The 11,923-nt window shown below is 52.7% G+C and carries 13 protein-coding genes; all 13 read right to left on the bottom strand.

The window, feature by feature from the left end; genetic code table 11:
- Positions 1 to 69: 69 nt before the first annotated feature.
- Positions 70 to 1,473 carry a F0F1 ATP synthase subunit beta gene (gene atpD, locus NXF97_RS06505; RefSeq protein WP_022372755.1) on the bottom strand — a complete coding sequence of 468 codons (1,404 nt, stop codon included), beginning with the start codon at positions 1,471 to 1,473 and terminating at the stop codon, positions 70 to 72.
- Between the two features lie 26 nt (positions 1,474 to 1,499).
- On the bottom strand, positions 1,500 to 2,384 hold the full coding sequence (gene atpG / locus NXF97_RS06510) for a F0F1 ATP synthase subunit gamma (RefSeq protein WP_022372754.1): 885 nt from the start codon (positions 2,382 to 2,384) through the stop codon (positions 1,500 to 1,502).
- A 25-nt stretch (positions 2,385 to 2,409) separates the two neighbouring features.
- Entirely contained in the window at positions 2,410 to 3,951 is a 1,542-nt protein-coding gene (atpA, locus tag NXF97_RS06515; protein ID WP_074008547.1) for a F0F1 ATP synthase subunit alpha, read from the bottom strand.
- A 16-nt stretch (positions 3,952 to 3,967) separates the two neighbouring features.
- The gene (locus NXF97_RS06520; RefSeq protein WP_274955507.1) at positions 3,968 to 4,519 is read right to left on the bottom strand and encodes a F0F1 ATP synthase subunit delta; all 552 of its coding nucleotides are present in this window, start codon (positions 4,517 to 4,519) and stop codon (positions 3,968 to 3,970) included.
- Positions 4,520 to 4,521: 2 nt separating this feature from the next.
- Entirely contained in the window at positions 4,522 to 4,992 is a 471-nt protein-coding gene (locus NXF97_RS06525) for a F0F1 ATP synthase subunit B (RefSeq protein WP_022372750.1), read from the bottom strand.
- Between the two features lie 96 nt (positions 4,993 to 5,088).
- Complete coding sequence (gene atpE, locus NXF97_RS06530) at positions 5,089 to 5,331, bottom strand: F0F1 ATP synthase subunit C (protein ID WP_022372749.1); 243 nt, start codon at positions 5,329 to 5,331, stop codon at positions 5,089 to 5,091.
- Between the two features lie 56 nt (positions 5,332 to 5,387).
- Positions 5,388 to 6,221: a F0F1 ATP synthase subunit A gene (gene atpB, locus NXF97_RS06535; protein WP_074008542.1), complete on the bottom strand. Its 834-nt coding sequence runs from the start codon at positions 6,219 to 6,221 to the stop codon at positions 5,388 to 5,390.
- Between the two features lie 21 nt (positions 6,222 to 6,242).
- A complete protein-coding gene (locus tag NXF97_RS06540; protein WP_022372747.1) occupies positions 6,243 to 6,620 on the bottom strand; it encodes an ATP synthase subunit I in 378 nt (125 codons plus the stop codon).
- 99 nt (positions 6,621 to 6,719) lie between these two features.
- A complete protein-coding gene (locus NXF97_RS06545; protein WP_022372746.1) occupies positions 6,720 to 7,616 on the bottom strand; it encodes a ParB/RepB/Spo0J family partition protein in 897 nt (298 codons plus the stop codon).
- Positions 7,616 to 8,401: a ParA family protein gene (locus tag NXF97_RS06550; RefSeq protein WP_022372745.1), complete on the bottom strand. Its 786-nt coding sequence runs from the start codon at positions 8,399 to 8,401 to the stop codon at positions 7,616 to 7,618. The genes NXF97_RS06545 and NXF97_RS06550 overlap by 1 nt, the downstream gene beginning before the upstream one ends.
- Before the next feature lie 27 nt (positions 8,402 to 8,428).
- Complete coding sequence (locus NXF97_RS06555) at positions 8,429 to 9,085, bottom strand: MarC family protein (RefSeq protein ID WP_022372744.1); 657 nt, start codon at positions 9,083 to 9,085, stop codon at positions 8,429 to 8,431.
- 45 nt (positions 9,086 to 9,130) lie between these two features.
- Positions 9,131 to 9,778, bottom strand: a complete 648-nt coding sequence (rsmG, locus tag NXF97_RS06560) for a 16S rRNA (guanine(527)-N(7))-methyltransferase RsmG (protein WP_074008540.1) — start codon at positions 9,776 to 9,778, stop codon at positions 9,131 to 9,133.
- On the bottom strand, positions 9,775 to 11,685 hold the full coding sequence (mnmG, locus tag NXF97_RS06565) for a tRNA uridine-5-carboxymethylaminomethyl(34) synthesis enzyme MnmG (protein ID WP_274955508.1): 1,911 nt from the start codon (positions 11,683 to 11,685) through the stop codon (positions 9,775 to 9,777). The genes rsmG and mnmG overlap by 4 nt, the downstream gene beginning before the upstream one ends.
- Between the last annotated feature and the right edge of the window lie 238 nt (positions 11,686 to 11,923).

Consider the following 11,923-nt stretch of genomic DNA (forward strand, 5'->3'; position numbering starts at 1 on the left):
CTCCGTGTAATCGGCAATCAAGTGTGGCTGCCGGGGGCAGCTCACCGCTGCACCCCCGCAACCGACTTATTACTTGATCGTCTTGGCCTTTTCAAAGGCTTCGTCGATCGTGCCGACCATGTAGAAGGCCTGTTCGGGCAATGCATCGCATTCGCCGTCAACAATCATCTTGAAGCCACGGATCGTTTCCTTCAGTGGCACATACTTACCCGGCGTACCCGTGAACACTTCGGCCACGTGGAAAGGCTGGGAGAGGAAGCGCTGAATCTTACGGGCGCGGGTCACGGCGAGCTTGTCTTCCGGAGACAGTTCATCCATACCGAGAATGGCGATGATGTCGCGCAGTTCCTTGTACTTCTGAAGCGTTTCCTGAACACGGCGGGCCGTGTTGTAGTGTTCTTCACCGATGATGTTGGGGTCAACCTGACGGCTGGTGGAATCGAGCGGATCCACAGCGGGGTAAATACCCAGAGCAGCAATATCACGGCTCAGAACGATGGTGGCGTCCAAGTGGCTGAACGTGGTGGCCGGAGACGGGTCAGTCAAGTCGTCAGCAGGCACGTACACGGCCTGAATCGACGTAATGGAACCGGTCTTCGTGGAAGCAATACGTTCCTGCAGCTTACCCATTTCTTCTGCCAGCGTCGGCTGATAACCCACAGCTGACGGCATACGGCCGAGCAGAGCGGACACTTCCGTACCGGCAAGGGTATAACGGTAGATGTTGTCAATGAAGAGCAGGATATCGCGGCCTTCGTCACGGAAGGCTTCAGCCATCGTCAGGCCCGTCAGAGCAACGCGCAGACGGTTGCCCGGGGGTTCGTTCATCTGACCGAACACCATGGCGACCTTGTCGAGCACCTTGGACTCTTCCATTTCATGGTAGAAGTCGTTGCCTTCACGGGTACGTTCACCGACACCGGCAAACACGGAATAACCGCCGTAAGCCTTAGCGATGTTGTTGATGAGTTCCATCATGTTGACGGTCTTGCCGACACCGGCGCCGCCGAACAGACCGACCTTGCCGCCCTTGGCAAACGGGCAGATAAGGTCAATAACCTTAATGCCGGTTTCCAGCAGGTCAACAGCCGGGCTCAGTTCGTCGAACTTCGGAGCTGCACGGTGAATCGTACGGCGTTCATCTTCGCCGATGGGGCCGCAGTCATCGATCGGGCGGCCCAGCACGTCCATAATACGGCCGAGAGTCTTGTGACCGACAGGAACAGAAATACCTGCGCCGGTGGACTTCACTTTCATGCCGCGCTGCAGACCGTCAGAAGAGCCCATGGCAATGGTACGAACCACGCCGTCGCCCAGCTGCTGCTGCACTTCGAAAGTCAGGCCTGCCTCGGCCAGGGTATTGGACTTGTCCTCTTCCAGGACAAGTGCGTCGTAAACCTTCGGCATGTCGTCGCGGGGGAATTCGATATCCACCACAGCGCCGATAACCTGAACGATTTGTCCGATACTCATGGGGTAATCCTCGGTATTCAAATCTTTTAGGACACCGCAGCGGCACCACCGACAATTTCGGTGATTTCTTTTGTAATGCCGGCCTGACGGGTCTTGTTGTAGACGAGCTGCAGATCATCAATGAGTTTCTTCGCGTTGTCCGAAGCCGCCTTCATGGCGACCATACGGGCAGACTGCTCAGAAGCCATATTTTCAGCAACCGCCTGATAAATTAAAGCTTCGACGTAGCGCTTGAGCAACTCGTCAAGCACAGTTTGCGCATCCGGTTCGTAGATGTAATCCCACGAGTATTGACGCGGTTCTTCACCAATCGTACTGAGCTTATCCGTTGTGAGCGGCAGAAGCTGCTCGACCACCGGAACCTGCTTCATCGCATTGACAAACTGCGTGTAAGCAAGATAAACGGCATCGACCTTACCCTGAGCATACGCATCCAGCTGGACGCGGATGGCACCGAGCAGTTTTTCCAGATTCGGACGATCACCGAGCTGTACGACCTGACTCATCACTTCGAGACCGAGGTGACCGCTGAAAGCGACAGCCTTGCTGCCGATAGCAGTCACCACGAGGTTTTCACCCTTCTCGTGAAGTTCCTGAGACTTATGAAGCACGAGGCGCTGAACGTTGGTGTTGAGCGCGCCCGCCAGACCCTTATCCGTAGCAACAATGATGATTGCCGACGTACCGGTCTGTTCCTTGTGCTTGACGAGGAAGGGATGCGTGTAGCTGCTCGAAGAAGCCGCCAAGTGCGCAATGATATTGCGAATCTTGTCAGCGTACGGACGAGCCTGACGCATCCGATCCTGTGCCTTGCGCATCTTCGAGGCCGCAACCATTTCCATCGCCTTGGTGATCTTGCGCGTGTTTTGCACGCTCTTGATCTTTCCGCGAATTTCCTTTGTACTAGGCATGTGGTCCTCTCAAACTGATGCGCAATTAGTAAGCGCCGTTCTTCTGAAAGTCTTCGATCGCAGCCTTCAGAGCCTCTCCGTCTTCCTTGGAAAGGACCTTCTGCTCTTCGATACGGGCAATCAGATCGGAATGCTTGGTCTGCAGGAACTCACGCATAGCGCGTTCGCAGCGCAGAGCATCCTTGACGGCAACAGTGTCGTAGAAGCCCATTTCGACGGCAAACAGCGTCACAGCTTCTTCCCAAACCTGAAGAGGCTGGTACTGGGGCTGCTTCATGAGTTCAGTCACAACACGGCCGCGTTCCAGCTGCTTACGGGTGGCTTCGTCCAGGTCGCTCGCGAACTGTGCGAATGCCGCAAGTTCACGGTACTGGGCCAGAGCCAGACGCACACCGCCGCCGAGCTTCTTAATCACCTTGGTCTGGGCAGCGCCGCCCACGCGGCTCACCGAGATACCGGGGTTAATAGCGGGACGGATACCGGCGTTAAAGAGGTCCGTTTCAAGGAAGATCTGACCGTCGGTAATGGAAATCACGTTCGTCGGAACGAAGGCCGTGACGTCGCCTGCCTGGGTTTCAATGATCGGAAGAGCCGTCATGGAACCGGTCTTACCCTTGACTTCTCCCTTGGTGAAACGTTCGACATAAGTCGGATTCACGCGGGCTGCACGTTCGAGCAGACGAGAGTGCAGATAGAAGACGTCGCCGGGGTAGGCTTCACGTCCCGGCGGACGACGAAGCAGCAGGGAAATCTGACGGTAGGCCCAGGCCTGCTTGGTCAGATCGTCGTAAACAATCAGGCTGTCCTGACCGCGGTCACGGAAGTATTCGCCCATCGTGGCACCGGCGTACGGTGCAATGTACTGCAGAGCTGCCGTTTCAGAGGCAGAAGCAGCCACGATGATCGTGTATTCCATGGCGCCGTGCTCTTCGAGCTGGCGGACAACGTTGGCGATGGTGGAAGCCTTCTGGCCGATAGCGACATAAACGCAGATCAGGTTCTTGCCCTTCTGGTTGATGATCGTATCAAGCGCAATGGCCGTCTTACCGGTCTGGCGGTCACCAATGATCAGTTCGCGCTGGCCGCGGCCGATCGGAATCATCGCGTCGATGGACTTCAGACCGGTCTGAACCGGCTGGCTCACGGACTGACGTTCGATCACGCCCGGAGCGATCTTTTCAACAGCGTCGAATTCCTTGGTGTCGATCGGACCCTTGCCGTCGATGGGCTGGCCCAAAGCGTTGACCACACGGCCGATCAGAGCCGGGCCGACGGGCACGGAAAGAATGCGGCCGGTCGTCTTGACCGTATCGCCTTCAGAAATCTTTTCGTAATCACCGAGAACAACTGCGCCGACGGAATCACGTTCAAGGTTCAGCGCGAGGCCGTAGGTGTTATTGGGGAATTCAAGCATTTCACCCTGCATCACGTCGTGAAGACCGTGAACACGGCAAATGCCATCGGTAACCGAAATTACGGTTCCCTGAGTACGGAGATCAGCGGAGACGCCAAGGCCTTCAATTCGCTGCTTGAGCAGTTCGCTGATTTCACTGGGATTGAGTTGCATCATTGAGCTCCGAAATTTATGCGGTGAGCGCCGCCTGCATCTGCATCAGTCTGGCTCGAACGGACACGTCGAGGATCTGGTCCCCCACGCACACACTCACCCCGCCGATCAATGCGGGATTGACCTTGACGATGGGGTTGAGCTTGACACCCGGGAATCTGTCGGCCAGATCTCCGAGCACCTTTTCCAGTTCCTTCTGATCCAGAGGGAAAGCGGTCTCAATGTAGGCGTCAGCGACACCTTCGGATTCGTTTTTGAGAGCGCGGTACTGCGCGGCAATTTCAGGGAGAGCTTCCAAACGACCGTTTTCAATCACGACACGGATCAGTCCAGACAATTCGGGAGAAAGCCCCTTGCCGAGAGCACCGGTAACAGCTTCAAAAATCTGATCATCGGTGAGCTTGGGATCTCTGACAAGTTCAGAAACCTGCGGATCCTTCGCCATGTCAGCCAAGCTTTCCAACACCTGACCGATCTTGGCGATTTTCGCAGCAGATGTCTTATGCTCGGTCAAAGCCTGCCAAAGACCTTCTGCATACGAGCGCGCAATCGTTGAAAGTTCTGCCATGATTAAAGCTTCGCCTTAAGTTGATCAAGCATTTTCGCGTGAGCAGCCGCATCAACCTCACGCTGCAGAATCTTCTCAGCACCGGCAACAGCAAGCGCTGCCACCTGGCCGCGAAGTTCTTCCCGCGCACGCTGAATTTCCTGCTGCGCTTCAGCCTTGGCTGCGCTGATGATGGCATCAGCTTCGGTACGAGCCTGCTCTTTGGCCGCTTCAACGATCTTGGCACCGCGCTTTTCGCCGTCGGAGACAATCGTCGTGGCACGTGCACGGGCTTCGGCCTCAATTTCCTTGCCTTTAGCCTGAGCTTCAGCAAGAGCGATGTTGCTCTTGTCGGCAGCTGCAAGACCGTCTGCGATTTTCTGTTGGCGTTCTTCGATCGCTTTGATCAAAGGCGGCCAGATGTACTTCATCGTAATCCAGCAGCCGATGAAGAACACCACCATCTGTACGAACAGTGTTGCATTGATGTTCATTATGGAACCCCGTTACGTCAGCACCGGCCCTTCACAGGGAAAGGCTGCGGCACTGACGGCGTCATTAATAAGAAAGACGTGAACCGACGACTTCAATTAGCCGGCGAACGGGTTAGCAAAGGCGAACATCATCGCGATACCGACACCGATCAGGAAGGCGGCATCGATCAGACCGGCGAGCAGGAACATCTTGGTTTGCAGGGCATTCATCAGTTCCGGCTGACGGGCAGCAGATTCGAGGTAACGAGAACCCATGATGCCGATACCGATACAGGCACCCAGAGCACCTAAGCCGATGATGAAGCCAGTGGCCAGGGCAACCATAGCAACGTTGGTCATTGCAAACTCCTTAGATTTCCAATTAGGAATAAAAGTAAAAGAAGAAGAAAAAACTGTCAGTGGACGTCATGTGCCTGACCCAGATAAACCAGTGTCAGCATCATCATGATGAACGCCTGCAGCAGAACGATCAAAATGTGGAACAGCCACCAGCACAGGCCGGCCACGACTTGTCCGAGCACGCTCAGAGAGCCGCCCACAACACCGAAAGACAGTGCGTAGCCGCCTAAAAGCGCGATCAGGAAAAACAGCAATTCACCGGCGTACATGTTGCCGAAGAGTCGCATGCCCAGAGACACGGTCTTCGCAAGGTACTCGATGAGGTTCAGGGCCAGATTAAACGGCCACAGGAGAATATTGTTGCCGAAGGGAGCGGTAAAGAGCTCGTGGACAAAGCCGCCGGCACCCTTGATTTTAAGGCTGTAATAGATGCACAGAACCAGAACGCTCACGGAAATGCCGAGTGTTCCGTTCAGATCCGCCGTCGGAAGCGGGCGCAGGTAATGCACACCAAACAAAGAAGCAATTGCGGGAAGCAGATCAACCGGGATAAGGTCGATCGCGTTCATCAGGATCACCCAGACAAACACGGTCAGAGCGCACGGTGCAATGAAGGAACGGTCGCCGTGGACGATGGACTTACTCTGCTCTTCCACCATGTCCACAACCATTTCCACCGCACACTGCCACTTGCCGGGAACGCCGTTGGTGGCTTTCTTGGCGGCCATGTACAGCAACCACAGAGACACCAAAAGCAACAGCACGGAGAATACGACTGTGTCGTAGTTGATAACGGAGAAATCAACAATTGACGACATCTTCCCGGAGGAATTGTGCGTCAAGTGATGAACCATATATTCGGTAGGGCTCTGAGCGCCTGCGGTAGCCATAAGTTAACCGATCCTTTGGTCTCAACGTTTAAAAAGAGGCAGCAGAAACATACTGCCTGCGGCGGCAATTATTCCGGAAAGCATTGCCGGCCAGTTCAACCCCGCACACAGTTTTGCTGCGAGCACAAAAAGTGCGCACGTAACAAGGATTTTCAGAAACTCCGCAACCAATATCACCATCGGCGGCAACGGCTTTTTCAAGGCGTTGCACACCAAAAGATTGACCACTACCAAAGTGTTGGGAACAGCAACGCAGAGACCGCCGACAGCAGCGGAGAGCCCTGCATTCAAGCCAAAAAAGGCTGCGAACAAAGCAACTGCCGAAACCAGAGCAAACTGACAAACAATAATGCGGATCAGCTCAGTCCGGTTCATACGGTCAGGTGACAAAAAGTCCATGGTTTACTGAAATCGGCCGTATTTTACGTCCCTAAACACTTTTTAACAAGTATCAAAAAGAGGGATGGTACTAGGTTTTAAGGAGTAAGTGTTAACCCTCTACTCCTCTGACTGCTCCCCGTTTTCCGCCGGCATCAGCTTATCAATAATCGACTGCAGATCATCGAGATCAGAGAAACTGATCAGAATCTGCCCCTTTCCCTGGCGTCCCACATTGATGCTCACTGCCGCGCCGAGCGCGTCACTGAGTTTTTCTTCCAGGATGACGTCATCACGGGTTTTCTCGGGCTTACTTTTGACCGTTTTCTTCGATTCAGCCTTAGCACCCCAGCCGGCCACCAGTTTTTCAGCCTGACGGACACTTGACCCCTGATTGACGATTTCATTGGCGGCAAGAATCTGCTCCGCGGGCTGCAGACTCAGCAGCGCTCTGGCGTGCCCCATCTCGATTTTGCCCTCAGACAGCATCTTCTGTACCGGTGCAGCCAAATTCAGAAGCCGCAGCAGGTTACTGGTTGCCGGACGGCTTCTGCCGATTGCTTTTGCGGCATCTTCATGCGTAAATCCGAATTCTTCAATGAGACGTTTCACGCCGAGCGCTTCTTCCATCACATTGAGGTCCTCGCGCTGCATGTTCTCAATCAGTGCAACCGCCAGTGCCGTCTTGTCATCAAAGTCGCGGATAATTGCCGGAATGGACTCCTTTCCGGCAAGCTGGGATGCACGGAAACGCCGCTCACCGGCAATGATTTCGTACTTGTCGGCGGCAATCGGGCGGATGATGATCGGACTGATCACCCCCTGCTCACGGATTGAATCTGCAAGTTCCTGCAGCTTCTCCTGCTCCATCGCCGTACGCGGCTGGTATTTGCCAGCCTGCAGCTTACTGAGCTCAATTTCCGTGATCCCGTTACTCTTATCCGGCATCACCGCCAAAGTAAGGTCGTCACCCAACAGTGATTTCAACCCTCGTCCCAATCCTCTCGGTTTAGCCATTACTTCGACTCCTTGGCTGTAGTGTTGGTTCTTTTCAGAATTTCGCGTGCAAATGAAAGATAGGCTTTTGCCCCGCGGCTGGAAGGATCGTATAAAACACCGGGCAGACCGTAGGAAGGCGCCTCAGCCAGACGAACATTACGGGGAATCACTGTGTCAAACACACGTTCTCCGAAGTTTTCCTTCAATTGTTCACTCACCTGCTTCTGTAAAGTGATCCGGGGATCAAACATCACCCGAAGCAGTCCGATCATCCTCAGTTGCGGGTTTTTGTTGAACCGGACCCGCTTGACGGCATTAACAAGGTCACTTAACCCTTCAAGCGCAAAATACTCACACTGCATGGGGATAATGACACCGGCAGCAGCGCACAGCGCGTTCACCGTCACAATGGAAAGCGAAGGCGGACAGTCAATGAGCACATAGTCATACCTGTCGGCCACGCTTTCCAGAATCTTTTTGAGCCGCATGTCGGGATCATCACACTCGGCCAAATCAAGTTCAGCAGCCGCAAAATCCCTGTTGGAAGGCAGTACATCGTACTTTCCCTGCTCACTGCGGACAAGCACATCCTCAAACTTGGCTGTTCCGATCAGCAGTTCGTAAATAGTTTGTGAGCGCTCACTTTTTTCAATACCGGATCCCATCGTGGCATTCCCCTGAGCATCCAGATCGATGAGCAGTACTTTTTTTCCTTTTTTGGCAAGCGCTGCAGCGAGATTGACGGTCGTTGTCGTTTTACCGACCCCGCCTTTCTGGTTGGCGACACAAAAAACGTGCGACATGAGTGACTCCCTTTTAATAAAACCTGATCATCGCGGCAACGTTGCCCAAAGTTCTGAAAAACCTGTCCAGAAGATCGTAACCCCAAGACAAATCAGAATGAATGCAAAAATTCTTGCCAGCGCATCTGCTCCGGCTGCTCCCACTGAACGGTTGATGCGGTCGCAGAACCGGTAACAGACCCAGATCACAAAACCGCTCAGTAAAACACCGACGATACAGCCGATCACGTCACCGACGTCTCTTACCGGTGTGGCACCGACAGCCACGGCCACCGAAATAGCCCCCGGACCGGTCGTCAAAGGCAATGTGAACGGATAGAACGCCATCGAAGACAGAGCTCTCGCACTTTTCGGTTTGGGCGGCGCATCACTGTCATCCTGTGACGGCGCATTCAAAGCCTGCCAGCCGGCACCAAAAAGCACAATACCGCCCGCCACGCGCAGCGTTGCGATCGAAATGCCGAAAAAGTTCAGAATGATGTTGCCGGCATACATGCTGACAAACAACACAATAATCGAGTAGATCGCAATGCGGTTTGCCAGCTGCGCTCTTGAGGCTGAATCCACACCGTTGGTGAGTGTCAGAAAAAACATGGCACCGCCGATGGCGTTCAATACCGGGAAAAATGAGACAAAAACGAACAGGGCTGTTGAGTATGCATTGGAAATTTCTGTTTCAAACATGCTGCATCCCCAAGAAAAATATTAATTAATTGATTTAAAAAGAAATTATTTCTTTTTAATACAAACCAAATGCCTTTGCGCCTCCAATCCCGGAACAATCAGATCAGAAACAGAGACATCAAACCGATCAGCCGGAAGCGCTGCGATCTCATCAACAGGCAACTTTCCTTTCATGGCGAGCCATTGACCGTTCTCAGAGAGCAGATGTTCGGTCCAGGTGACCATGTCAATCAATGAGGCAAAAGCGCGGCTTGTAATCACGTCAAAAGCCGGAAGCTGCAGCTTTTCAACCCTGTCATGACAGACATGCAGATTTTTAAGCCCGCAAACCGCGCTTACCTGCTTTAAAAAGACAGTCTTCTTTTTAACGGCATCCACGGCACTGCAGTCAATATCCGGTCTCATGACAGCCAAAGGAACCACGGGCAGTCCGCCGCCACTGCCGACATCCAAAAGGCGTTTCCCATCAATAACTTTTGTGTTCAGAGCAGAGACAAGCGATAAAGAATCGAGCAGATGCAGTTTCAGTACAGAATCAACCGACGTGATGCTTGTCAGGTTGTATGTGGAATTCCACTGCAGCAAGAGATTCACATACCGGGTCAGTTGCCCGATCTGTTGAGCGCTGACATCCAGATCCGTCCGAGCAACGGCATCACGCACAGAAGTTTCAGTGACCGTCCATGTTGTCATAACTTCTCCAGGCCGAACTGACGACGTTTCAGATGGATTAAGAGCAGCGAGACAGCTGCTGGAGTTACACCGGAAATTCGTCCCGCCTGTCCGAGTGTTTCCGGTCTCATTGCTTTGAGCTTTTGTCTGACTTCAAAAGATAATCCGCCCACCGTGTCGTAATCAATATCCGAAGGAATACGCAGTTCTTCATTAGCAGTTGTCTTGGCTATTTCCGACTTCTGCCTTTCTATATAACCGCTGTACTTCATGGCAATGTCGACTTGCTCGACTTGTGCCGCATCTCCGAGTTTTTTATCAGAGACCAACGATCCGTCCGCTTTTTTAAGCGTCATCAGCTCTTCATAAACGGTATTGGGACGGGACAAAAGCTGAGCGAGTGAATACTCCCGCTCAATTTTCTTACCGAGAACACGTTCACAATCGGCCTGACTCACAATCATCGGATTCACCCAGGTCGACTTCAATCGCTCGATTTCTCGCTGTACCGCCTCATGTTTACGAGCATAGCGGGCCCATTTTTCTTCAGAAAGAAGGCCGAGCTTATGTGCTGTTTCCGACAGTCTCGCATCAGCGTTATCCTCACGCAGGCTCAAGCGGTATTCGGCGCGGCTTGTAAACATTCGGTAGGGCTCGGTCACCCCCTTCGTGGTCAGATCATCCACCATCACACCAAGGTATGAGGTTGTCCGGCTCGGCGTCCACTGCTCACGATCCAAGGCACTCAGTGCAGCATTGGCACCGGCAAGCAAACCTTGTGCAGCAGCTTCTTCATACCCCGTTGTTCCGTTGATCTGACCGGCAAAAAAGAGTCCCTTAATCTTTTTTGTTTCCAAGGTCCGGTGAAGATCCCTGGGATCATAAAAGTCATACTCAATAGCGTACCCGGGGCGCACCATGTAGGCATTTTCCAACCCGGGGACGCAATGAATCATTTTGAGCTGCACATCAAACGGCAAAGAGGTGGAAATACCGTTCGGATAGAACTCATTTGTCGTTAAGCCCTCGGGCTCCAAAAAAATTTGGTGACTGTCTTTACCGGCAAAACGCTGAACCTTATCTTCAATCGAAGGACAATAACGGGGTCCGATTCCTTTGATTACACCGGAATACATCGGAGATCTGTCCAGATTACTCAGGATAATCTCGTGCATTTCCTTATTCGTGTGTGTAATCCAGCAAGGCACCTGCCGCGGATGATCAATATCCGGTTCCATCAAAGAAAAATGCGGAACCGGATTCAGATCCCCGGGTTGTTCAATACACTTTGAAAAATCAATCGTACGTCCGTCGATACGGGCCGGCGTCCCCGTTTTAAGACGTCCCTGGATCAGCCCAGCATCAATCAACTTTTGCGCCAAACGAAGCGAAGCAGGATCTCCTGCTCTGCCCGCAGAATAATGTTCCAGTCCGATATGGACCAAACCGTTAAGAAATGTTCCTGCGCTTAATACAACTTTCCGGCACTTAAAACGAAGGCCGGCTCTGACTTCAACGCCACAAACCGCGCCGTTCTCAAGAAGAATATCTTCAGCTTCCTGTTGAAAAATCCACAAATTCATCTGATTTTCAACTCTGCGCCGCATCTCTGTTCTATAGAGATTCCGGTCAATCTGAGCACGTGTTGCGCGTACAGCCGGCCCCTTCGAACTATTTAATATCCGAAACTGGATACCGGCACAGTCCGTCACAGCCCCCATGGCTCCGCCCATTGCATCCAGTTCTTTAACCAAATGTCCCTTTCCGATTCCACCGATTGAGGGATTACAAGAGAGCTGACCAATCGTCTCAACGTTATGTGTAATAAGTAAGGTCTTAGCTCCGATCCGAGCAGAAGCCAAAGCCGCCTCAGCACCAGCATGCCCGCAGCCGATTACAACGACATCAAAAGTATCCGGATAATTCATTTTACGAACGATGTTTCACGTGGAACATCGGTTTTCATCAATCAGTACAATCGGATTCAGCTACAAATCCGCATCCACAAGAGAAGATTCCGGGGGAGTTTTAATGTTTCACGTGGAACAATTCATGATTCCGAATGTGAAACAATTATTACCAAAACTCAGGCGGAATGTTATCACCTCCACTATTTCTCTTTTAGTTCCCCGGTCAAAATGTTTCACGTGAAACAAACACCCTATC

It is taken from the genome of Duodenibacillus massiliensis, assembly GCF_928721995.1.
In the GTDB taxonomy this organism is placed as follows: Bacteria; Pseudomonadota; Gammaproteobacteria; order Burkholderiales; family Burkholderiaceae_F; genus Duodenibacillus; species Duodenibacillus massiliensis.